The following is a 22,235-nucleotide window of genomic DNA, read 5'->3' as shown; positions in this document are numbered from 1 at the left end:
TATCAGAATTTGTGCTGAATGCCGATGCCGACCGTGGTCACGGTGTCACCGGGCTTGTGCGAGTTGGGATCCTCGCGATCGAAGAAGACATAGGGCATGGTGCGTTTGCTCAGGCTGTAGCCATAGCCGGCCTGCACCTTCTTGAGCCGGCCTTGCGGGTCGCGCTGTACCGCGCGCTCCATGTAGTTCACGGTGAGCTTGTGGGCGCCATAGGGCACGGTGAAGCCGACCAGCCAGTAAGGCACGTCGGTGCGAGTGGCGGCAGTGCCCGCGTAGCGGTCGCGCCCATAGATGCCGTAGATATTGACCACGGTAAAGTCGTACGACGCCGCGGCCTGCACCTTGTCGCGGAAATCATTGGCCACCAGCCCGCCGGTCTTGGCATCGCGCGAATAGCCCACGCCCGCGGCAAAGTTGCCGGCAGCGTAGTTGAGGCCAAGGTCGTACTGGCGGAAGTCATCCTCGGCCTGCACCGGCGACCTGGCGTTGGGCGTGGCCGGATCGGGTCCCGCCAGGTTCACGCGCGCCCGCACTGAAAAGCCGCCGAACTCCGGCGTCATATAGCCCAGCGCGTTCGACACACGGTTGCGCGCGTTCAGCACCTTGGTGCCGATGGCGGTGGCGCCCGCATCATGGATGACGAAGTCGATGTTCTGCGTCACCTGCGAATAGATCGGCGATCCGACGATGGTGGCAGAATCCAGCCGCCCCATCGCGATCGCTCCGAAGCCTCCCTGCAGTCCGACAAAGGCATTGCGAAACTGCGGGTTGGTGGCCGTACCGCTGTCGGCGGCAAAGCCCTGCTCCAGCCCGAACGCGGCGCGCAAGCCCCCGCCCAGGTCTTCGCTGCCGCGCATGCCCCAGCGCGAGGCGTTGTCGACCATCTGCGTGGCGCGGCCGTCCGGCCCCTTCTGGTATTCGATATCGGTGTCGAGGCGGCCATACAGCGTCACCGATGCGTCGGCCGCCGCCGACAGCAGCGCCAGCGCGCCGCCGATGCAGGCGCGTGCGAGCGCGCTCTTGGTCTGGATACCCTTCATGCTTCTGCTCCCTCTCTTGTTGTGTGCCAACGCACAATTCCCCCTCGGGTGATCCCAACTGCCGCGTTGTCTGTCCGCGCAGCGCGCACGCTCCCCGCCCGCCGCGCGCGCGGCGGGATGGCATCGATGCACAGGGGGAGCGTGGGCCGGCCGGGCGGCGGCTATCTAGTCATTCAAGTGGCAGGCGGACAGCCGCCCACCGATATCGCGCAGCACCGGCACTTCGGCCGCGCAACGCGCGCTCGCATGCGGGCAGCGCGGATGGAAGGCACAGCCCGTGGGCGGCGCCAGCGGGCTGGGCAGTTCGCCGCGGATCGGCTGGTGCGCGGGCGGGCTGGCGCCCAGGCGCGGCGCGTCGGCCAGCAGGGCACGGGTATAGGGATGGTTGGGCGCAGCGAACACGTCGCGCGCAGCGCCGCTCTCGACGATGCGGCCCAGGTACATGATCACCACGCGGTCCGACATATGCTCCACCACCGCCAGGTTGTGGCTGATGAAGACATAGGTCAGTTCGTGCTCGCGCCGCAGCTGCATGAACAGGTTGATGATCTGCGCCTGCACCGAGACGTCGAGCGCGGACACGGCCTCGTCGCAGATCAGCAGGCGCGGGCGCAGCGCCAGTGCGCGGGCAATGGCCACGCGCTGGCGCTGGCCGCCGGAGAATTCATGCGGAAAGCGCTCGGCATAGCTGGGATCAAGCCCCACCTGCTGCAGCAGATCGCCGGCGAACGACGCCGCGCGCGCACGCTTGACCATGCCGTGATAGACCGCGCCTTCGGTAATGGCCTGGCCGATACGCAGCCGTGGGTTGAGCGAGGCATAGGGGTTCTGAAACACCATCTGCACGGCGCGGTGATAGCCGGCGGACGCGATATCGGCGCGCTTGCCTTCCCACGCAATCTCGCCGCCCGTCTGCGGCAGCAGCCCCGCCAGCATGCGGCCCAGCGTCGACTTGCCGCAGCCGGACTCGCCGACAACGCCCAGCACCTCGCCCTTCTTCACCTGCAGCGAGACATCATTGACGGCATGCACCGCCTGCACTGGCTTTCCGGCCATGCGTCCCAGCAGGCCGGGCTTCATGGAGAAGCGTTTCTGCAGGTTGCGCGCTTCGAGCATGACTGTCATGCCACCTCCAGGGGATAAAAGCAGCGCAGCGTCCGGCCGCGCACAGTGGTTTCGGCGGGCGCCTGGCGGCATGCGTCCTGCGCGCGCTGGCAGCGCGGCGCAAAGGCGCAGCCCGGTGGCAGCGCGGCCAGCGCCGGTGCCGCGCCCGGAATCGCGCGCAGGGTTGCGCCGCGCATCTCCGGCGTGGGCAGCGAATCCAGCAGCCCGCGCGTGTACGGATGCAGCGGCCGCTCGATCAGGTCGGCGACCGGGCCCTGCTCCACCACCCTGCCCGCGTACATCACGCAGACGCGGTCGACCAGGTCCTTGACCACGGCCAGGTCATGGCTGATCCAGATCGCGGCGGCACCGGTCTCGCGCACCAGCTGCTTCATCTCGTAGAGGATCTGCGCCTGGATGGTGACGTCCAGCGCGGTGGTGGGCTCATCGGCAATGATCAGGTCCGGGCGGTTGATCAGCGCATTGGCGATTGCCACGCGCTGGCGCATGCCTCCCGACAGCTCATGCGGATAGGCGCGCATGCGCTCCTCCGGCGCCGGGATGCCCACGCGCGTGAGCGCGTCGACTGCCTGCGCGTGCGCTTGCGCGCGGGTGCGGCGGTGATGCACCAGCACGGTCTCGACCAGTTGGTCGCCCACGCGCATCACCGGGTTGAGCGACATCATCGGGTCCTGGAACACCATCGCGATGCGGTCGCCGCGCAGCGCCTGCCACTGGCGCGGCGAACACGCCAGCAGCTGCTGCCCCTTGAAGCGCACCGAACCGCCAGTGACGCGCCCGGGCGGGTCCAGCAGGTTCATCAGCGAAAACGCCGTCACCGACTTGCCCGAGCCGGACTCGCCGACGATGCCGAGAATTTCGCCCGGCTCCAGCGCGAACGACACGCCATCCACCGCCTTCACCGCCCCGCGCGCGAACGCGAAGCTGGTGCTCAGGCCGGTAACTTCCAGTAGTGCCATGCCGGGCTCCTTACCCTTCCAGCCGCGGATTGAGCACGCGGCGCAGGCGGTCGCCCACCAGGTTGATCGAGCCGATCAGCAGCACCAGGGCCACGCCCGGGAAGATGCTGATCCAGTACTTGTTCGACAGCATGTATTCGAAGCCATTGGCGATCAGCATGCCCAGCGACGGCTGCGTGCGCGGCAGCCCGATGCCGAGGAAGCTCATGGTGGCCTCCAGCGTGATCGCATGCGCGATCTGCAGCGTGCCGGTCACCACCAGCGGCGCCATGCAGTTGGGCAGGATATGGCGGAACATCACGCGCAGCGCCGGCAGCCCCTGGCCAAGCGCGGCCTCGACATATTCCTTGCGCCGCTCCACCTGCGCCGCGCCGCGCACGGTGCGGGCAAAGTAGGCCCACTGCACGATCACCAGCGCCAGCAGGGTCTTGTCCACGCCCTGCCCCAGCACCGCCAGCAGGATCAGCGCCACCAGCACCGCGGGCAGGCTCAGCTGCAGGTCGACCACGCGCATGATGGCGGCATCCGCCACCCCGCCGAAGTACGCCGCGGCCAGGCCCACGGCGCTACCCACCATCAGCGCCACCATCGCGCTGATCACGCCCACGCCCACGCTGATGCGGATGCCATAGAAGATGGCGCTGAGCAGGTCGCGCCCGGCGCCGTCGGTGCCCAGCCAGTAGTGCGGCTGGCCTTCGTAGCCGATGCTGCCCGGCGGCAGTTCGGAATCGATCACCGAAACCGTGGCGAGGTCATAGGGATTCTGCGGGCTGATCACGTGGGCCAGCGCGGCCACCAGCAGCAGCGCCACCAGCAATGCCAGCGCGGCGGCAGAGACGCGCTTGGCGCAAAAGCGCCGCAGCAGCGAGGGCCGTGCCGCAGGCGGTGCGGCGGCAGGCGCCGGTTCCGCCGCGGCCGGCGCAAGCGCGGGCACGGCGGTGTCGGCTTCAGATACAGGCAGGGACATCGGTTCAGTCTCGTTATTTTGGAGGGAGAAAAGCGGCAGCGGAGGCGGGGTCTAGGCCGGCTTGTGCCGCAGGCGCGGGTCCAGCACCACGTAGAGCAGGTCGACCACCAGGTTCAGCACCACGAACAGCACCAGCGTGACCAGCAGGTAGGCCACCACCACCGGGCGGTCCAGCGCCAGCACCGAATCGATGATCAGCTTGCCCATGCCGGGCCAGGAGAACACCGACTCGGTCACCACCGAGAACGCGATCAGGTGGCCGAACTCCAGGCCGACCACGGTGACGATCGGGATCAGCACATTGGGCACCACGTGGCGCAGCACCAGCCGCGCGCCGCCCACGCCCTTGGCGCGGGCAAACTTGATGTACTCCTGGCCGGCCACTTCGCGCGTGCCGGCCTCGGTGAGGCGCGCGACCAGCGAGATCTTGAACAGCGACAGCGTCAGCGCCGGCAGCAGCAGAAAGCGCATGCCTTCCCAACTGGTCACCGACAGCGGCACGCCCAGCACCGTGCTGACCGGCCCGCGCCCGCCCGAAGGCAGCCAGCCCAGGTTCACCGAGAACACCAGGATGCCGATCATGCCGATCCAGAAGGTCGGCATGATCACGCCGCCGAGCGAGCACGCCATCAGCATCCGCGCCAGCCGGCTATGCGGCTTGAGGCCCGCAAACACGCCCATCGGGATGCCGATGCCCAGCGACAGCAGCAGCGCCGTCACGGCCAGTTCCAGCGTGGCCGGCACGCGGCTGACGATCAGCTCGATCGCCGGCCGGTTGTAGATGAAGGAATCGCCCAGGTCGCCGTGCAGGGCGCCCTGCAGGAAGCGCAGGTATTGCTGCGGCATGGGCAGGTCCAGGCCGAGCGCGTGGCGCGCCTCGGTGATTTCCTGCTCGGTGGCGGTGGGGCTGACCAGCAGGTGCACCGGGTCGCCGATCAGGTTGACCGCGCAGAAGGTCAGCACCGACATGATCCACAGCACCGCAAGGCTCTGCAGCAGCCGTTTGAGAAGGGTTTCGAACATGATGGTTAAGGGCGGGAGAGTCCGTGGCGCGGGTCAGCGTTGCGGGGCGGCGGGCGGCGCCGGGCGGATATTGCTGGCATAGGTGAAACCGTCGCTGCGCGGCTGCACCGCGAGCCCGTCGCGATAGGCCCACGCGGCGCGCAGGTGATGCAGCGGCACGATGCCCGCGTCGGCGGCCAGCTGCTCGGCCGCGCGCTGCTGCACCTGGTCGCGCGGCGCCGGCGCCATGGTATGCATCGATTCCTCGATCAGCGCATCCACTGCCGCGTTGGCATAGCCGCTGCGGTTGTTGGCGCCCAGCCCGGCGGCCTTGTCCTGCGCATGCGCCACCGCCACCAGCGGCTCCAGTGAATCGCCGCTGACCGCGCCGATGCCCAGCAGGAAGGCGCTGAACTCAGGCTTGCCGCCCTCGCCGCCCGAGGTGGCGCGGGTGATGTAGACCGAATACGGCAGCGTGCGCACCTCGGTGCGGATGCCGGCGCGGGTCAGCATCTGCCCCACCGCCTCGCAGGTCTTGGCGTCGTTCAGGTAGCGGTCGTTGGGGCAATGCAGCGTCAGGCGGAAGCCCTCGGGATAGCCGGCCTCGGCCAGCAGGCGGCGCACCCGCGCGGCATCGGCACGCGGCGCCGGCACCGCCGGGGCAAAGCCGAAGAAGCCCTGCGGCACCATCTGCCCGGCCGGCACGGAATCGCCCCTGGTCACGCGCGCCGCGATCAGGTCGCGGTCGATGGCCAGGCTGATGGCCTGGCGCACCCGGGCATCGCGCAACGGATTGGCCGCCAGCGGCTGGCCCGCGTTGTCCTGCACATAAGGCGACACCGCGCGCGCCTGGTCCAGCTGCAGGTAATTCAGCATGTACGAGGTCGCCGATACGGTGCGGATACGGCCGTTGGTGCGCGCAAAGGCTTCGGCGATGCTGGCCGACGAGGCGTCGATCACATCCACCTGCCCCGACAGCAGCGCCGAGGCCCGCGCCGGCTCCTTCGGGATGAACTGGAACACCACCCGCTGCCAAGGCTGCGGTGCGCCCCAGTAGCCCGGATTGCGCGCCAGCGTCAGCTGCTGGCCGTGCTCCCAGGCCACCAGCCGGTAAGGGCCGGTGCCGATGCTGGCACTGCCATGGGCAAAGTCGGCCTCGCGCACGGCCTTGCCCAGCGAGCGCGGCAGCATCGCCACCATGCCGATGTTCTGCGGCAGCACCGGGTTGGGCGAGCGCGTGCGCACGCGCAGCGTCAGCGGCCCCGTCACCTCCACCGCCGCGACGGACTTCAGGTAGGTGCGGAAGGTACGCGCGCCGGGCAGCTTCATGGCGCGCTCGATCGAATAGCGTGCGTCCTCGGCAGTGAACGGCTCACCATTGCTGAAGCGCACGTCCGGGCGCAGCTGGAATTCCCAGTTGCGATCGTCCAGCTGGCGCCATGCCGTGGCCAGCTGGGGCACCGGGCGCAGCGCATTGTCCAGTCCGACCAGGGTCTCGTACACGTGGCCCCACAGGTTGCGGCCGGCGGCGTCCAGCACATGGGGATCGGCGGCGCTGATCTCGGCCTTGTAGCCGATGCGCAGGTCGGCGGCATGCGCGGCGTGGCCGGCCGCGAGCAGCGCGAGGGTGGCCAGGGCAGCCGCAATACGTGACGCCAGGTGGACAGCAAGCTGAGACATGGGGATCTGGTTTGTTTGTCGAAACATTGTTTCATTCAGTGATACCGCGTATCGAAGAATAAGACATCGAGGCCACTGTCGATAAGCAGGGTTTACCCCCTGTGATTCGCGCGGGCAAAGAAAAAGCGGCGCCGAAGCGCCGCTTTTGAGATATCGGGGATTTGCGCGGTCTTGCCCCGCGCCCAGCCGGATTCAGCCGCCGGTATGGCCGAGCGCGCGTGACAGCGCGGCGGCCTCCGCCACCACCATCGCCACATGCCGGTCCAGCGCCTCCTGCGTGGTCCGGCTGGCCGGGCTGGCGATGCTCAGCGACGCCACTGCCGCGCCGCTGTGGTCGCGCAGCGGCGCGGCGGCAGAGACAGCATCGGCATCGCGCTCGCCGAGCGATACGGCATAGCCGGCGGCGCGGATCGCCGCAAGCTCGTCGCGCAGGGACTGCGGCTCGATGATGGTCTTGGCGGTGAAACGTTCCAGCTGGTGCGCCAGCACGGCGTCCAGCACCTCGGGCGCGGCGAAGGCAAGCAGCAGCTTGCCGGAGGCCCCCACATGCAGCGGCCGGCGGTTGCCGATCTCGGTATGCACGCGCACCGATTGGGTCGACTCATGCCGCGCCACACACACCGACTCCAGCCCGTCGCGCACGCGCACGATCACGTTCTCGCCGCAGGCCGCGCCGATCGCCGCCAGCCGCGGCGCCACCAGCTTGACCAGGTCGAACTGCTCGCGCGCGGCATTGCCCACCAGCAGCGCGTTGTAGCTGAGCTTGTAGACCGCCGCCGGCGACTCGCGCGCGATCAGGCCGCGGTGCTCCAGCGTGGTCAGCAGGCGGAAGGCGCGCGCCTTGGTCAGTCCGGCGCGCCTGGCCAGCTCGGTCACGCCCAGCGACGGATGCTCGGCCACCAGCATCAGCAAACCCAGCGCTTCGTCCACCGCTTCAACGATGTAAGTCATCGATCCTTCTTGCCATGTTCATAAATGTCCCATCGCGGATTGTAGCGGTCGCCGCAAGCATGCGGTATGCACTGCGTCACACGGACAGGCGATTCAGGAGCGCCGCGAAGGAAGATGAATCCGGCAGCCTCCGGCGATGAGCGCATCACCTGCGAATCCCCCAACTGGGAATTTCGGACGCAAGCCCCGGCTTTTGATCGGCAGTACCCGCGCGCTGCAAGCGCTCGGCATGCAGCCGGGCGCTGTACTCTGACCGCCAGACGGTGGAGTTCTGCCAGGCAATGCCGCATTCTGGCGCGCATGAGGCCGCGCGCCCGAGGCAATCACCAGCGTCCCGCAACGCGGCCTAGACCTGCACCCGGCTGCGCTTGAGCTGGAACGCCACGGTCACCCGGTCCGCCGGATAGATCGTGTCGGTGATCTCCAGGATCCTGCCCTGCGCGTCCTTGTAATGGCGGATCAGCCGCAGGCCGGGCGAACCCGGCTCGGCGCCCAACGCCCTTGCCAGCCGCCCATCGATCAGCACGCCGTGGATGACCTGCCGGATCTCGGCGATGGCCACGCCGCAATCGCGTTCGATCAGCGCGCTGACCAGCAGCTTGGGGTTGTTGCGGATGGTATCGGCCAGGTGCGCCAGCGAGGCGTCGATGTAGATGTCGGCGTGCGCAACCGGCGTGCTGCCCTTGCGTGCATCGACCCGCGTGCCGGAAAAACGCAGCCATTCGCTGCCGATCGGCGCCTCCAGCAGGCGGGCCTCGGCGCGGTCCAGCGTGACGCTGTGCACCGCCTCGATGCTGCGGATCTCGGTGGCTGCCACCCGCACCAGATCTTCGGCGGTGCCGAACGACTGAGTGTACGAGGCGTCGGGACTGGCGCTCTCGACGATGGTCCCCACCGCCTTCTTGCGCGAGATATAGCCCCAGTCCTGCAGCAGCTTGAGCGCCGCGCGCACCGTATGGCGGCTGACCCCATGCTGCCCGGCCAGCTCATGCTCGGTCGGCAGCAGGCTGCCGACCACGCGGCGGCCCTCGATGATATCCCGGACCAGGGTGCTGGCCAGCTCGGCATAGCGGGTCGAGGCGGTCGCACCCGGCGCCGCCGGTGCTTCCGCACGCTTGTCGTTCAGTTGGTTGCGCATGGCAATGAGATGTCCCGGGCCGATGCATGAAAAATGGGTCCGCGCATTCTAAGACAAGCGGCAGCGGCACCCGGAGCCGCGCCGCTCAGGCCTCGAAGAAGCGCCGGTCCGCTTCGGCCGGCACCGTCATGCTGGCGCAAGACCTCGTCTCCCGCCGTGACAATGTCCGTACATAGTGGATGGCGGACCAAACTATGTCAATGATCGGGATATCCAGGAAATCTTGGCGGAAATTCACCCACCCGATACGGGTGGGCCGGCGCCTTGACTTGCCACCGAACCGCACTGATCTCTTACTATGTACGTACATAAAGTCGGATGCCGGACGTCGCAGGGATCGACCAAAGGAGCGCAACGTGCAAAAACTGGCCGACGAACGGCCGGGCGCGTGCGCAATGCGCAGCAGGTGATCGACGCCATCGAGTCTTTCAGCAGGGTGCGCACCAAGGAAGAGATCGCACAGTGCCTCGGCGGCAGGGTGCCGTTCGGACCGGAAACCGCCTGCAATATCCATGCGTAGCACCATTTGACGCACCAGAGGAGAAAAGATGAGCATCAAGGGCAAGGCCTATATCGTCGGGGCCTATGAGCACCCGACCCGCAAGGCACCGGACAAGTCGGTGGCGCAGCTGCACGCTGAAAGCGCCAAGGGCGCGCTGCAGGACGCTGGCCTGACGCTGGCCGACGTGGACGGCTACTTCTGCGCCGGCGACGCGCCGGGGCTGGGGGCGGTCAACATGGTCGACTATCTCGGCCTCAAGGTGCGCCATGTCGACTCCACCGACACCGGCGGCTCCGCCTACCTGGTCCATGTCTCGCATGCGGCACAGGCCATCGCGGCCGGCAAGTGCAACGTGGCCCTGATCACGCTGGCGGGGCGCCCGCGCTCGGAAGGCTCCAGCGGCACGCAGGCGCGCAACTGGGGCGCCAACCTGCCCGACGCGCCGTTCGAGAGCCCCTTCAGCCCGGTCACAGTCAACCTGTACGCGATGGCGGCCATGCGCCATATGCACGAGTACGGTACCACTGCCGAGCAGCTCGCCTGGGTCAAGGTGGCCGCGTCGCACCACGCGCAGCACAACCCCCATGCCATGCTGCGCGACGTGGTCACGGTCGAAGACGTGCTGAACTCGCCGATGATTTCCGATCCGCTGCACAAGCTCGACTGCTGCGTGGTATCGGACGGCGGCGGTGCACTGATCGTGGCGCGCCCGGAAATCGCCGCCACGCTGAAACGGCCCAAGGTGAGGATCCGCGGCGCCGGCGAATACATCAAGGGCCAGCTCGGTGGCGAAGTCGACCTGAGCTGGTCCGGCGCGCGCTTCTCGGGCGCGACGGCATTTTCCGAGGCGGGCGTCACGCCGGCCGACATCAAGTACGCGTCGATCTACGACAGCTTCACCATCACCGTGCTGATGCAGCTGGAAGACCTGGGCTTCTGCAAGAAAGGCGAAGGCGGCAGGTTCGTCGCCGACGGCAACCTGATCTCGGGCGTCGGAAAGCTGCCCTTCAACACCGACGGCGGCGGCCTGTGCAACAACCACCCGGCCAACCGCGGCGGCATCACCAAGGTCATCGAAGCCGTGCGCCAGCTGCGCGGCGAAGCCCACCCGGCGGTGCAGGTCGCCAACTGCGACCTGGCGCTGGCACAAGGCACCGGCGGCTACCTGGGCTCGCGCCACGGCAGCGCCACCCTGATCCTTGAACGTGAATAATGCGCGGGAGCAATGACATGACGACCCCACATACCCCCTTTGCCTACAAGGCACCGGACGAGCAGCCCGACAACCTTCCCTTCTGGCAGGCCGCGCGCGAAGGGCAATTGCTGGTCAAGGTCTGCGACGACTGCGGCAAGCCTCACTGGTATCCGCGCGTGCTGTGCCCGTTCTGCATGGGCACCACCTCATGGAAGCCAGCCAGCGGCCGCGGCACCATCTACAGCGTCAGCGTGACGCGCCGCGCCGGCCCCAATCCGTTCTGCATCGCCTACGTGAAGCTGGACGAAGGCGTGACCATGATGACCCATATTGTCGACTGCGACCTCGACACGGTGCGGATCGGACAGAAGGTACAGGTGAAGTTCTCGCCCAGCGATGGCGGCGCACCGGTACCGACGTTCAGGCTGGCCTGAGGCCGGCTGCTGGATGGGCGATACCGCGCTCTGACGGCAACTGCAACATGACAGTAAAGACAACCATGACCCACAACTATCTGCCCGATGCAGGCGTCGCCGCCGCCCCCACGGACCCGCTTGCGGTGGATGCCGCAGTGGCGCTCGGCGACGTGCCGCGCGTCTTCCATATGCCGCACACCACCCTGGCGGAGAACCTTGAGATCTCGGCCCGGCGCTTCCCCGACAAGGTCGCGGTCCAGTTCTACCACGGCGCCACCACCTATGCCGAACTGCTGGCGCAGGTGGAGCGCATGGCCGGCTACCTGCAGCAGGCATGCGGCGTGCGCCGAGGCGACCGCGTGGTGCTGCTCAGCCAGAACAGCCCGCAGTTCATCGTGGCCTACCACGCGATCCTGCGCGCCGATGCCGTGGTGGTGCCGGCCAACGCCATGCTGCTGGAAGACGAGCTGCGCCATATCGTCACCGACAGCGGCGCGGTGGCCGCGTTTGCCGCAACCGAACTGGTCGGCCAGGTGGCGCCGCTGGTCGGCACCACGCCGCTGCGCCACGTGATCGTGCATCACTATGGCGATGCCCTGCCCGCGCAGCCCGACGACAGCCTCGCGATTCCGGACTGGGTGCAGCAGCGCTCGTCGGGCGCGGCGTTGCCGGCCGGCGCCGTCCACTGGCAGCAGGCCATGGCCGCCGGCATCACGCCATCGCCGCGCGCCGCAGGCGTGGACGACCTGTGCATGCTGCCCTATACCTCGGGCACCACCGGGGCGCCCAAGGCCTGCATGCACACCCACCGCACGGTGATGGTGTCGGTGGCGGGCTCGCAGCTGTGGCGGCGCTCGCACGCCGAATCGACCTTCCTGGCGGTGGCGCCGATGTTCCACCTGCTCGGGCTGCAGAACGGCGTCAACGCGCCGGTCTACATGGGCGGCACCATCGTGCTGCTGCCGCGCTGGGACCGGCGCACCGCGGCGCAGCTGGTAGCGCGCCATCGCGTCACGTTCTGGGCGGCGCCGCCGCCGATGCTGGTGGAGTTCTTCGCGCAGCCGGATGTCGAATCATTTGACCTGGGCAGCCTGGCCTGCGTGGTCGGGGGCGGCGCGGCGGTGCCCGACAGCACCGCGCGGGTGATGAAGGAGCGCTACGGACTGCAGTTCGTCGAAGGCTACGGCCTGACGGAGACCGCCTCGTTCATCATCGCCAACCCGCTCGCCGCGCCGCGCTCCGGGCACCTGGGCGTGCCGACCTACGGCGTCGACGCGCGCGTCATCGATCCCGCCACGCTGGCCGAAGTGCCGCGCGGCGAAGTCGGCGAGATCGTGGTGCACGGCGCGCAGGTGATGCTGGGCTACTGGAACCAGCCCGCCGCCAATGCCGAGAGCTTTATCACGATCGACGGCAAGCGCTTCTTCCGTACCGGCGACCTTGCCAGCGTCGATGCCGACGGCTACTTCGTCATGCGCGACCGCCTCAAGCGCATGGTCAACGCCTCGGGCTACAAGGTGTGGCCGGCCGAGGTGGAAGCGATCCTGCATACCCACCCTGCCATCCTGGAAGCCTGTGTGATCGCCGCGCGCGATCCGCACCGGGGCGAGACCGTGAAGGCCGTGATCGTGCGGCGTGACGGCGCCGGCGTTTCCGAGGAAGAGTTGCTGGCGTGGTGCCGCACCAGCATGGCGACCTACAAGGCGCCGCGCATCGTGCAGTTTGTCGAGCGCCTGCCGCGCTCCGCCACCGGCAAGATCGCATGGCGCGAACTGCAGGAGCAGGAGATGCAGGGCGCTCCGCTGCCGAACCATAAGGCCTAGCACAGCCGCAAGTAAAACGGCGCGCCGGTCCGCAAGGTCCGGCGCGCTGTTCTGTTCTTGCCGGCCACTGCAGCATGGCCGTCGCATCGCTTTCAGGCTGTCAATGCATCCCTTGCCGACATGGCGTTGCCGCGCCGGCTGATGGTCCAGGCGGTAAAGGGATCCGCCGCGCTGCGGTGCTGGGTCCAGCGCGTGCTGCAGGTATCGCACTGGTGCTCGCGCGTCTGGCATTGCACGCCGGCGGCCAGGCTGCGCCACTGCATGTCGCCCAGCGGACGCAAGGCACCGTGGCCGTTGGCACAGCGCGCATCCAGGCGCAGGCGCTCGCAGCGGCGGCACGGCGGCCGCACCGATGCGGCGGGCAGCACCCGCAGCTGCGCGGCAGCCGGTGGCGGCGCCACCACGGGCAGCACTGCGGCCTGCGCATCTTCCATCCGCGCGGTCATGCCGACGCGGCTGCGCGTGCGGTGCAGCGCCGCCCAGTACAACGCGCGCACCGCATCGGAGCCGTCGCACATCGCCGCGGCGCGGCAGCGCTCGGCATGCCGGTGCAGCGGCAGGCCGAACTCGGCGGCCGAGGCAAAGCAGACCACCTGCGCGCGCGGCGAGCCGTCTTCGATCCAGCGCTCGAACAACTGCGCCAGCCGATGGCGGCAGGCGTCGTCATCACCGTCGGCCTGCGCGAGCGCGAGACGATGCGCACGCCGGCTCAGCGAGCGCACCTCCTGCCTGAGCTCGCTCAGGACCGGCAACAGGCGTGCGGCCTGCCGTGTCCGCGTTGGCGCTGCAATTGCGCGCTGGGTATTGCTCACTTCTGGCTCCGGCTCACTTCGTCTTCCGGCCCGCACTGGCGGCCGCATGGTGAACCGATTATAGGAGCGCCTTTGTGCAGCGCAGGAAGGGTGGGCGGCCTCCTACCTGATACGGGTGGGGCTAGGGTGTGCCGGCTTTTGGTCTACTTGCAACCTGCAAAAGCGCAATCAAGGGCATGGGTGCATCCCATGCAAACAGGAGGGCATGAGGAGAACCACCATGGGTGTACTGAGCGGAATCCGCGTACTGGAATTCGAAGCCATCGGGCCGGGCCCGTTCGGCACAATGCTGCTGGCCGACATGGGCGCCGACGTGCTGCGCGTCGACCGCCCGGCGGCGCCGGCCGACCTGGGGCCCAAGTCGGCCACCGGCAAACGCGTGGATATCACCGGACGCGGCCGCCGTTCGGTCACGCTGGACCTGAAGCAGCCGCAAGCGCAGCGCGCGGCGCTGGCGCTGGTCGAACGCGCCGACGTGGTGATCGAAGGCTTTCGCCCGGGCACCATGGAACGCCTGGGCCTGGGGCCCGACACCGCGCTGGCGCTCAACCCCAAGCTGGTCTATGCGCGCATGACCGGCTGGGGACAGACCGGCCCGCTGGCCGACCGTGCCGGCCATGACCTGAACTATGTCGCGCTGTCCGGCGTGTTGTCGGGTATCGGCCGCGCCGGGCAGGCACCGGTACCGCCGCTGAACCTGGTCGGGGACTATGGCGGCGGCGGCATGCTGCTGGCGCTCGGCGTGGTGGCGGCGCTGCTCAATGTGCAGCGCGGCGGCAAGGGCCAGGTGGTCGACGCGGCCATGACCGAAGGTGCCGCGCAACTGGGCGCGGTGTTCTGGGGCATGCTGGCCTCGGGCAACTGGCGCGAACAGCGCCAGGCCAACGTGCTCGACGGCGGCGCGCCCTGGTATGACAGCTACCGCACGCGCGACGGCAAGTACATGTCGATCGGCCCGGTCGAGGGCCGCTTCTACGCCGAGCTGCTGGACAAGCTGGGCCTTGCCGGCAAGGATCTGCCGGCCCAGTACGACCGCAACGGCTGGCCCGCGCTGCGCAAGCAGTTCGAGGCCGTCTTCCTGACCCGCACGCGCGACGAATGGTGCGCCGTGTTCGAAGGCAGCGATGCCTGCATCGCACCCGTGCTGGAATTCAGCGAAGCGCCCAACCACCCCCATCACCGCGCGCGCGGCAGCTTTGTCGAAATCGCGGGCGTGGTGCAGCCGGCACCGGCGCCGCGCTTCCTTGGCACGCCCTCCGGGATCTCCGGGCCCGCGCCGGCGCGCGGCGAGCATGGCGCCGCCGCGCTGCGCGACTGGGGCTTCGATGCTGATGGCGTGGCCCAGCTGCAGGCACAGGGCCTGGGGCTGATAGCAGCGCGCTAAGGCGCACACGCGCGGCAGGCGCCGCGCCGTACAACCCAATCTCCACCTGGCCGGCATCGTCCGGCCGCGTGCTTCGCTCCGGCCTCATGCCGGAGCTTTCTTTTCCTGGCTGCCACGCTGACTGGCCGCCAACTAGGGCAATCCCGCCCAGCCGATATGGGGGGCATGCAAGGTGCCGGGCATCCTATAACTTCCCACATGCAGCTTCCTTGCTGCGCCGCCCCCTACTCCCTTTCCCGAGGTATCACATCATGCGCATGAAGTCCCTGATCGCGATGGCAGCGATGGCGTGGAGCGCCGCCAGCGGTGCCCAGAGCTACCCGTCGCGCCCCATCACCTTTGTTGTCCCGGGCCCGCCCGGCGGCGCCACCGACACCGTGGCGCGCGCGCTGGCCGAGGACATGGGCAAGCGCCTCGGACAAACCATCATCGTCGACAACAAGCCCGGCGGCGCGGGCGTGATCGCGGTGCAGGCCATCACGCGCGGCGCGCCGGATGGCTACACGATCCTGCTCACCCACTCCTCGCCGCTGATCAACACGCCGCATCTGTACCGCAACGTGCCATACGACGTGCGCCGGGACCTGGCCTTCATCACCGAGGTGTGCGTCGGCAAGATCGTGCTGGCCGTGAACCGGGACGTGCCGGCGAAAAACGTGCAGCAGTTCCTGGACTGGGCCGCGAAGAACAAGGGCAAGGTCAGCTACGGCTCCTACGGCGTCGGCACCTTCCCCCACCTTGTCGGTGCGCACCTGAACCAGGTGCGCGGCCTGGACATGGCGCACGTGGCCTACAAGGGCGAAGCACCGATGGCGCAGGACCTGATCTCCGGCAACGTCGCCTGGGCGATCGGCTCGATGAGCACGCTCGGCCCGCATATCAAGAGCGGCCGGCTTGCCGCCCTCGCCGTGATGGGCGACAAGCGCATCAAGGAACTGCCCGACGTACCGACCTTGGCCGAGGCCGGGCTGAAAGAGCAGGAACTGCGCTCGCCCGCCTGGCTTGGCCTGTTTGCGCGCGCCGGCACGCCGGCGGCGGTCCTGTCGCGGCTGGAAGCGCAAGCGCGGGCGTCGATCCAGTCGCCGGCCATGCGCGCGCGGCTCGAGGCGCTGGCCATGGATCCGGTGGGCAACTCGCCGGCGGAGTTCCGGCGCGAGTTCGACGCGACCGAGCCCGTGGTCGCCCGGATGATCAAGACCAGCGGCGCCACCGCGGAATAATGCAAGCGCACAGCCGGCTGGCCAGTGCGGTCAGCCCGGCCGCTGCAACGCGCTGCGCGCCACCAGGATGGCATCGTAGCGGCGCGACACGTTGAGCTTGCCGTAGATCTGCCGCAGGTTCCACTTGACGGTGTCGACGCTCAGGTTGAGCACCAGCGCAATGCGCTTGTTCGACATCGACTGCTCCAGCAGCGCCAGGATCTCGCGCTCGCGCGGGGTCAGCAGCCGGCCCTTGCCGACGTCGGCCGGCGGCAACGCGGCCGGCGCGGCGGCGGGCTCGGCGCCGGGCTCGGCCGGCCCGGGCGGCGGCGCCGGCATCGCGGCGGCCTCGCACAGGCGCGCCAGGTATGCTCCGCGCCCCGCCGCGCCACCGTCCTCCCTGCCAGCCATGCCTGCCAGCAAGCCGAAGGTACGTTCGCCTTCGTCGAGGATGGTGCGCACCAGCCCCAGCCGCTCGCCCGCCGCCAGCGCGGCTTCGAGGTACGGTGCCGCTTCATCGGGACGATAGAGGTCGTCGAGCGCGGTGGCCTGCAGCAGGTCGACCGTCACAAGCAGCGGTTCCCGCACCGAAGCCACGTACAGGCCACGCACGGTGCCAAGCGCGGCAAGCGCCTGCGCGGGCTCGCCTTGCGCCAGCGCCAGCCGGGCGCGGGCCAGCGCCGCCACGGCGGCGATTTCCTGGCCGCGCGGCGTAGCGCCCGGATCGTGCCGGCCGAGTTCCTCCAGCGAGGCCTGCAGCCGCTGCGCGTGGCGCAGGTCCTTGCCCAGCAGCGCCAGGCGCTGGCGCTCGGCCGCCACGCGCGCCACCCCGCGCGGCAGGCCACGGCGGTGGAACATGGCTTCGGCTTCCACCAGTTCCGCCAGGGCTTCATGGCGAGCGCCGGCCAGCCATTGCAGCCGGGCATGGCACAGCGCCGCTTCGATCAGCACGTCCGGGGTGCCGGTACGCAGCGTCTGCAGCCGGCCCGCCAGCACTTCGCTGGCTTCGGCAATGCGGTCCTGCTCGTACAGCGCGGCAGCCACCGGCACTGCGCACAGGCTGGCCGCGATCGAGCGGCGCCCATAGGCATGCTGCGCGGCCGCCAGCACGTCCGTGCCGAGCCGCAGCGTCTCGTAGGCATTGCCCTCGACCCAGGCCATCAGCGCCATCGTGCCGGCACCCATCAGCGCAATCTCGGTGTCGCCGGGCTGCGCCGCGCAGCGGTATGGCGCACGCGAACGGGGCTGGCAGCCCAGCAGGGTGCCGTAGCGCAACGCCAGGCTCATGCGGATCTGCTCGAGCGCGGGATTGCCCGGCGGCCTGCCCTGCAGGCTGTCGAGCAGCGACTGCACCCGCGCGTGGTCGTCCTGCTGCGCGGCAATGGTCGCGCGCATCACCGTGGCGTGCACGACGGTATCCACGCCGGGCCCGGCACTGGCTTCCCAGCGCCGGATCCAGTGCTCGGCGTGCTGCGGCCGCACCGATACCACGCATGCCCAGGCCGAGGCCAGCAGCAGCGCCGGGTGCAACGCCAGCCGCGCGGGTGCAATGCCGTCGGCCCACTGCAGGAAGTCGCGCAGCGGACTGACGCCGGGCAAGTGGGCCGCGGTTGCCTCCACCAGCGCCAGCACGCGGCCAAAGTCGCCGCTGCGCAGCGCGTGTCCGATGGCCTCCGCCGGCTTGCCGCAATGGTCCAGCCACGCGGACGCAAGCCCGTGCAGCCGCTGCAGCTCAGGCAGTCCATGCGGCCCGGGGCCCGTGCCGTGCTCCAGCTCATGCAGCAGGTGCGCCCGCAACAACGGGTGGAAACGGTACCAGCCCTGCCCGCTCCCATCGGCAACCTCATCCGGCTCGGGCGGGGCTGGCTCCAGGAACAGGCCGCGCGCGGCGATCTCGGCAAGGCGCGCCGGCGCCTGCGCGCAGCCGGCAAGCAGCGCGGCAAGATCGGCATGGATGCGGCGCGGCACCGCAAGACAGCGCATGAAGTCCAGCAGCGCCGGCGGCAATCCGGCGGTCACTTCCTCCTGCCAGTAGGCATGCAGGGCAGCGGATTGCGCATGCGGCCACGCCGGCTCCTGGCCCATGCGCAGCGATGCGGCAACCAGCTCCACGCCGGCGGGCCAGCCTTCGGTGACTTCCTGCAGCGCCACCGCCATGTCGATCGCGGCTTGCGAGTTCTCCCGGCGCGCGGTGCGTCCTTCCACGCGCTGGCCCACGAAGGCCAGGGTTTCGGCAACGCTGAAGGCCAGCTCGGCGCGGCCGGCTTCGGCCAGCTCCCGGCCGGCGCGCAGCCGGGCCAGGGCCAGCCCGGCCTCGCCGCGCGCCGCGGCGACGATATGCAGGTGCGGCAGGCGCGCGCACAGCACGCCCTGCAGGAAGGCCAGCGTGGCCGGGTGCCGCAGGCGGTCGAGACCGTCCAGCATCAGGTAGACCTCGCCGGGCACGCCGTCCAGCAGCGCGACGAAGGCAGGCAGCAAGGCGGCGGGGTGCGCCGGGTCGCTGCCAAATTCCTGGCCGGGGCGGCACAGCCGGATGCCGGCCTGCCGCAGGCTGGCATCGAGGCTGGCGCAGAACTGGCCCAGGTCGTCGTCTTCCGGCGCGATCGTGAGCCAGGCCACGCGCGCGCCGCCGGCCATCAGGCGGTGGCGCCACTGCGCCATGACCGTGGTCTTGCCGTAGCCGGCAGGCGCAGTCAGCAATATCAGCCGGCCATGCCGGGCATGGTGCAGGCGCTGCAGCAGGACCTCGCGCGCAATCGAGCGCCGGTTCTGGCGCGGCGGCACGAGGCGGGTCGCGACGGCAGCATGTATGGTTTCCATGGGCGTCCAGCGGTGCGCAATCGAAGCGGGGCAAAGGGACGAAGGAGCGAAGGCATGAACAGGCACGCGCTTCGCCAGCGGGCTTGCCGCTGCGCGAATATAAGGCGACGCCCTGTGACCGGACATCCGGCAAACCCTTCCCCACCTGTTCCGGGTGGCCCGCGGGTGCTGTGCGCGTCTCACCCGGGCCACCCGGACAGCCGGCCTGGCCGCGTCTGCCAGTACAATTGCGACAACGTGCCGCCTTTGCCCGGCATCGCGCTGCCCCACCCGCATTTCCTCCGCACCTCACCTGCACCGTCCTGCCTCGTCCATGCCCCAGACGCCAGCCAATCCGCCAGCCGCTCCCCGTAGCCAGCCCGCCGCGCCAGTCTCGCAGCCGTCCCGGCCGGCGTCGCTGCGCAGCGCGGCGCGCGTGGTCGCGCGCGAGCGCCTGCTGGCGCAGCTGACCGAGGCACGGCGCCGGCGCTGCATCGTGCTGCAGGGCCCGGCCGGCTACGGCAAGACCGCGCTGCTGACCGCGTGGCGGCTGGACCTGCTCGCGCTCGGCTTCGACATGGCCGCGCTGACGCTGGAGCCGGCCGACAACGAGCGCCAGCGCTGGCTCGACCGCCTGCTCGGCTGCCTGTCCGAGGTCAGCCCCGCGCTGACGCGCGAAGCCATGGTGCTGGCCGACCGCGGCACCGACGACGAAGCCGTCGAGCGCGCCATCATCACGCTGGTGCGCGGCATTGCCGCCCATCCGCGCGACGTGACGCTGGTGCTCGACGACGTGCACCACCTGACGGCGCGCGTGCTGGAGCCGCTGCAGTGGCTGCTCGACTATGCCCCGGCCAATTTCCACGTGGTGCTGGCCTCGCGCGTAGCGCTGCCGCTGTCGCTCGGGCGCCTGCGCGACCAGGGCATGCTGCTGGAGCTGGACCAGCGCGACCTGCGCTTCACGCTGGCTGAATCGCAGCATTTCCTGCGCGCCCAGCTGGGCGACATCAGCCCGCGCGATGCGCGCATGCTGCACGAGCTGACCGACGGCTGGGTGGCCGGCCTGCAGCTCTTTGCCGCGCACTGGAAGCGCAAGAAGGCCAACGCCAGCGGCCTCACCTTTGCCACCGGCTTCGTGCAGGCCAGCGTGCAGGATGCCGGCGCCTTCGCCGAGTATTTCGAACGCGAGGTGCTGTCGCGCCTGGCGCCGGACGAAGCCGAGCTGCTGGTGCGCGCCGCCTCGTGCGAACGCTTCACCGCATCGCTGTGCGAGGCGCTGGGCGAGCAGGCAATGGGCGGCGAAGGCGAGATCCTGGCGCTGCTGACACGGCTGGAACAGGAGAACCTGTTCATCACGCCCGCGCAGGGGCCCGAACGCGAAGCCTGGTACCGCCTGCATCCGCTGCTGCGCGAAACACTGGCGCAGCGGTTCCGCTCGCGCAGCGAGTCGCAGCAGCGCGCTGTGCACGCGGCGGCATGGCGCTGGTTCCGCGACCATCGCATGCTGGAAGAGGCCGTGCGCCATGCGGTGCTGGCGGGCGATGCCGACACCGCGGCCGACCTGGTGCAGCGCTTTGCCGACACCCTGATGATGCGCGGCGAGGTGCGCAAGGCGCTCGGCCTGCTGCGCGCCATCCCCGCCGATCAGGTGCAGGCGCGCCCCGAACTGCGCCTGCTGGCGCTGCGCATGCAGATGTTCTCGCGCGACCTCGACCAATGCGCCGCGGCCGCCAACCGGCTGGAGGCCGATATCCCGCCTGGCGACAGCTCGCTGCGCTACCGGCTGTCGCTGCTGCGCTTTTCACTGGCGGTGCTGCGCGACGATACCCAGAGCGCCCTGGCGCTGCTGCCGCAGATCGAGGCAGCGCCCCCCGACCTTGCGGCCCTCTTCATCGGCTCGCGCAACAACCTGCTGTCGTGGCTCTACATGCACCTGGGCGACTACGAGCGCGCCCGCCGCATCCAGACCGAGGCGCCGCCCCTGTTGATCGACGGCGCGCCGCTGCTGGGCACCGCCAGCGGCATGCTCAACGGCCGCTGCATGATCGGCTTCAGCCATGCGCTGGAAGGCAACGTGATCCAGGCCGAGCGCGTCGCCCGCGACGTGCTGCGTGAAGTCGAACAGGTGGGCCACGGCGGCGCCGGCGCCGGCGCCGAGCCGGAATACTTTGCCGCGGCGCTGCTCGGCGAAGTGCTGTATGAACAGAACGACCTGGACGCTGCGCGCCGGCTGCTGGAAGACCGCGTCGACGTGCTCGAACGGGTATCGATCCCCGATTCGGTGCTGCGGGTGCACACCGTGCTCGCGGCCGCGCACTGGCTCAGCGGCCACCGGCTTGATGCCTTCGCCCAGCTGGAGCGGCTGGAGGACTACGGCACGCAGCTGCACCTGGACCGCCTGGTCGCGCAGAGCCTGGCCAACCAGTTCCGGCTGCACCTGGCCGGCGGCGACATTGCCGCCGCCGAGGCCGTGCTGGCCCGCCTGGACGCCATTGCCGCACGCCATCGCAACGCGCCGCGCGGTTCGCTGGACGCGATCCACATGGTGACCGAGCGCGCCCACGTGCTGCTCAGCCTGGCGCATGACGACATGCGCGGGGCCGCGGCCCGCATGGCGCCGCTGATCGCCTACTGCGAGGCGCGCGGCTGGCAACGCCATGTGGCGCAGCTGCATATGCTGGCGGCGGTGGTGGCATCGCGGCGCGGCGAGACCGGGCCGGCACGCGCGCATGTGCTGGAAGGCTTGCGCCGGGGCCACCGCCTCGGCCTGATGCGCAGCCTGATCGACGCCTGCCCGGGCGCGCTCGCCCAGATCGCCGGCGCGGCCGCCGACCCCACGCTGGATCCGGTGCTGGCCTTCTATGTCGAACGCCTGCAGGCCGCCGTGCCGCCACGTGCCGACGCAGCGGGCGCGGCCGGATGCACCGCCGCCGTCGCAACCGCCGGTGGCACCGCCAAGGCCGACGCGCGCTTTGAGGAACTGAGCGATCGCGAAGCCGATGTCGTGCGCCTGCTCGGCCAGGCCCTGCCCAACAAGAAGATCGCGCGCACCCTGGGCCTGTCGCCGGAGACGGTGAAATGGCACTTGCGCAACATCTTCCGCAAGCTGGGCGTCAGCAGCCGCGACGAGGCCGTGGCCCGCGCCCGCGACCGCGAACTGGACCAGGCCGGCGGCGCCCAGCCGCCTGAAGCGCCGCACTGACGGCGCGCCCTCTCCCTCTCCCTCCCCCGCTCCCCCTCCCC

General features: G+C 69.7%; 17 protein-coding genes. 6 read left to right on the top strand and 11 right to left on the bottom strand.

Going from position 1 to position 22,235, the window contains the following annotated elements; genetic code table 11:
* Positions 1 to 2 precede the first annotated feature (2 nt).
* The 9 genes from AC3WLE_RS18630 to AC3WLE_RS18590 form a co-directional block, all read right to left on the bottom strand.
* Positions 3 to 1,040, bottom strand: a complete 1,038-nt coding sequence (locus AC3WLE_RS18630) for a porin (RefSeq protein WP_492320464.1) — start codon at positions 1,038 to 1,040, stop codon at positions 3 to 5.
* A 165-nt stretch (positions 1,041 to 1,205) separates the two neighbouring features.
* Positions 1,206 to 2,165 carry an ABC transporter ATP-binding protein gene (locus AC3WLE_RS18625; RefSeq protein ID WP_492320463.1) on the bottom strand — a complete coding sequence of 320 codons (960 nt, stop codon included), beginning with the start codon at positions 2,163 to 2,165 and terminating at the stop codon, positions 1,206 to 1,208.
* Positions 2,162 to 3,124, bottom strand: a complete 963-nt coding sequence (locus tag AC3WLE_RS18620; RefSeq protein WP_492320462.1) for an ABC transporter ATP-binding protein — start codon at positions 3,122 to 3,124, stop codon at positions 2,162 to 2,164. Before AC3WLE_RS18620 ends, AC3WLE_RS18625 begins: the two co-directional genes overlap by 4 nt.
* A 10-nt stretch (positions 3,125 to 3,134) precedes the next feature.
* On the bottom strand, positions 3,135 to 4,091 hold the full coding sequence (locus AC3WLE_RS18615; protein ID WP_492351689.1) for an ABC transporter permease: 957 nt from the start codon (positions 4,089 to 4,091) through the stop codon (positions 3,135 to 3,137).
* A 51-nt stretch (positions 4,092 to 4,142) separates the two neighbouring features.
* Positions 4,143 to 5,114, bottom strand: a complete 972-nt coding sequence (locus tag AC3WLE_RS18610) for an ABC transporter permease (RefSeq protein WP_492320460.1) — start codon at positions 5,112 to 5,114, stop codon at positions 4,143 to 4,145.
* A gap of 33 nt (positions 5,115 to 5,147) precedes the next feature.
* Positions 5,148 to 6,773: an ABC transporter substrate-binding protein gene (locus AC3WLE_RS18605; RefSeq protein ID WP_492357308.1), complete on the bottom strand. Its 1,626-nt coding sequence runs from the start codon at positions 6,771 to 6,773 to the stop codon at positions 5,148 to 5,150.
* A gap of 192 nt (positions 6,774 to 6,965) precedes the next feature.
* Positions 6,966 to 7,724: an IclR family transcriptional regulator gene (locus AC3WLE_RS18600; RefSeq protein ID WP_492320458.1), complete on the bottom strand. Its 759-nt coding sequence runs from the start codon at positions 7,722 to 7,724 to the stop codon at positions 6,966 to 6,968.
* 346 nt (positions 7,725 to 8,070) lie between these two features.
* Positions 8,071 to 8,862, bottom strand: coding sequence for a GntR family transcriptional regulator (locus AC3WLE_RS18595; protein WP_492357307.1), 792 nt, complete (start codon positions 8,860 to 8,862; stop codon positions 8,071 to 8,073).
* Between the two features lie 85 nt (positions 8,863 to 8,947).
* Complete coding sequence (locus tag AC3WLE_RS18590; protein ID WP_492363587.1) at positions 8,948 to 9,421, bottom strand: hypothetical protein; 474 nt, start codon at positions 9,419 to 9,421, stop codon at positions 8,948 to 8,950.
* Between AC3WLE_RS18590 and AC3WLE_RS18585 the strand changes: the two genes are divergently transcribed.
* The 3 genes from AC3WLE_RS18585 to AC3WLE_RS18575 all read left to right on the top strand — a co-directional run bounded on the left by AC3WLE_RS18585 (position 9,411) and on the right by AC3WLE_RS18575 (position 12,798).
* The gene (locus AC3WLE_RS18585) at positions 9,411 to 10,577 is read left to right on the top strand and encodes a thiolase family protein (protein WP_492357305.1); all 1,167 of its coding nucleotides are present in this window, start codon (positions 9,411 to 9,413) and stop codon (positions 10,575 to 10,577) included. The two genes, AC3WLE_RS18590 and AC3WLE_RS18585, sit on opposite strands and share 11 nt — an antisense overlap.
* Positions 10,578 to 10,594: 17 nt before the next feature.
* Entirely contained in the window at positions 10,595 to 10,993 is a 399-nt protein-coding gene (locus tag AC3WLE_RS18580) for a Zn-ribbon domain-containing OB-fold protein (protein ID WP_492357304.1), read from the top strand.
* Between the two features lie 65 nt (positions 10,994 to 11,058).
* Entirely contained in the window at positions 11,059 to 12,798 is a 1,740-nt protein-coding gene (locus AC3WLE_RS18575; RefSeq protein WP_492357303.1) for a long-chain fatty acid--CoA ligase, read from the top strand.
* 92 nt (positions 12,799 to 12,890) lie between these two features.
* Here the strand turns inward: AC3WLE_RS18575 and AC3WLE_RS18570 are convergent, their stop codons facing one another.
* The gene (locus AC3WLE_RS18570; RefSeq protein WP_492321047.1) at positions 12,891 to 13,610 is read right to left on the bottom strand and encodes a hypothetical protein; all 720 of its coding nucleotides are present in this window, start codon (positions 13,608 to 13,610) and stop codon (positions 12,891 to 12,893) included.
* 220 nt (positions 13,611 to 13,830) lie between these two features.
* On the opposite strand from AC3WLE_RS18570, the gene AC3WLE_RS18565 reads away from it, so the two are divergent.
* Positions 13,831 to 14,994, top strand: a complete 1,164-nt coding sequence (locus AC3WLE_RS18565) for a CaiB/BaiF CoA transferase family protein (RefSeq protein ID WP_492357302.1) — start codon at positions 13,831 to 13,833, stop codon at positions 14,992 to 14,994.
* Between the two features lie 251 nt (positions 14,995 to 15,245).
* Positions 15,246 to 16,214, top strand: a complete 969-nt coding sequence (locus tag AC3WLE_RS18560) for a Bug family tripartite tricarboxylate transporter substrate binding protein (protein ID WP_492357301.1) — start codon at positions 15,246 to 15,248, stop codon at positions 16,212 to 16,214.
* 30 nt (positions 16,215 to 16,244) lie between these two features.
* Here the strand turns inward: AC3WLE_RS18560 and AC3WLE_RS18555 are convergent, their stop codons facing one another.
* Complete coding sequence (locus AC3WLE_RS18555; protein ID WP_492357300.1) at positions 16,245 to 19,013, bottom strand: winged helix-turn-helix domain-containing protein; 2,769 nt, start codon at positions 19,011 to 19,013, stop codon at positions 16,245 to 16,247.
* A 313-nt stretch (positions 19,014 to 19,326) separates the two neighbouring features.
* On the opposite strand from AC3WLE_RS18555, the gene AC3WLE_RS18550 reads away from it, so the two are divergent.
* Positions 19,327 to 22,194, top strand: coding sequence for a winged helix-turn-helix domain-containing protein (locus AC3WLE_RS18550; RefSeq protein WP_492357299.1), 2,868 nt, complete (start codon positions 19,327 to 19,329; stop codon positions 22,192 to 22,194).
* Positions 22,195 to 22,235 lie beyond the last annotated feature (41 nt).

The sequence above is a fragment of the Cupriavidus sp. FW306-1B-F12B genome, assembly GCF_058781795.1.
The sequence above is the reverse complement of the archived record's forward strand: the minus strand, read 5'-3'. Positions and strand labels throughout refer to the sequence as shown.

Bases quoted from the DNA above. Each gene is read 5' to 3' on its own strand.
- AC3WLE_RS18605 (WP_492357308.1), bottom strand. From the start codon at position 6,773: ATGTCTCAGCTTGCTGTCCACCTGGCGTCACGTATTGCGGCTGCCCTG.
- AC3WLE_RS18550 (WP_492357299.1), top strand. From the start codon at position 19,327: ATGCCCCAGACGCCAGCCAATCCGCCAGCCGCTCCCCGTAGCCAGCCC.
- AC3WLE_RS18600 (WP_492320458.1), bottom strand. From the start codon at position 7,724: ATGACTTACATCGTTGAAGCGGTGGACGAAGCGCTGGGTTTGCTGATG.
- AC3WLE_RS18560 (WP_492357301.1), top strand. From the start codon at position 15,246: ATGCGCATGAAGTCCCTGATCGCGATGGCAGCGATGGCGTGGAGCGCC.
- AC3WLE_RS18625 (WP_492320463.1), bottom strand. From the start codon at position 2,165: ATGACAGTCATGCTCGAAGCGCGCAACCTGCAGAAACGCTTCTCCATG.
- AC3WLE_RS18585 (WP_492357305.1), top strand. From the start codon at position 9,411: ATGAGCATCAAGGGCAAGGCCTATATCGTCGGGGCCTATGAGCACCCG.
- AC3WLE_RS18620 (WP_492320462.1), bottom strand. From the start codon at position 3,124: ATGGCACTACTGGAAGTTACCGGCCTGAGCACCAGCTTCGCGTTCGCG.
- AC3WLE_RS18630 (WP_492320464.1), bottom strand. From the start codon at position 1,040: ATGAAGGGTATCCAGACCAAGAGCGCGCTCGCACGCGCCTGCATCGGC.
- AC3WLE_RS18575 (WP_492357303.1), top strand. From the start codon at position 11,059: ATGACCCACAACTATCTGCCCGATGCAGGCGTCGCCGCCGCCCCCACG.
- AC3WLE_RS18610 (WP_492320460.1), bottom strand. From the start codon at position 5,114: ATGTTCGAAACCCTTCTCAAACGGCTGCTGCAGAGCCTTGCGGTGCTG.
- AC3WLE_RS18595 (WP_492357307.1), bottom strand. From the start codon at position 8,862: ATGCGCAACCAACTGAACGACAAGCGTGCGGAAGCACCGGCGGCGCCG.
- AC3WLE_RS18555 (WP_492357300.1), bottom strand. From the start codon at position 19,013: ATGGAAACCATACATGCTGCCGTCGCGACCCGCCTCGTGCCGCCGCGC.
- AC3WLE_RS18565 (WP_492357302.1), top strand. From the start codon at position 13,831: ATGGGTGTACTGAGCGGAATCCGCGTACTGGAATTCGAAGCCATCGGG.
- AC3WLE_RS18615 (WP_492351689.1), bottom strand. From the start codon at position 4,091: ATGTCCCTGCCTGTATCTGAAGCCGACACCGCCGTGCCCGCGCTTGCG.
- AC3WLE_RS18580 (WP_492357304.1), top strand. From the start codon at position 10,595: ATGACGACCCCACATACCCCCTTTGCCTACAAGGCACCGGACGAGCAG.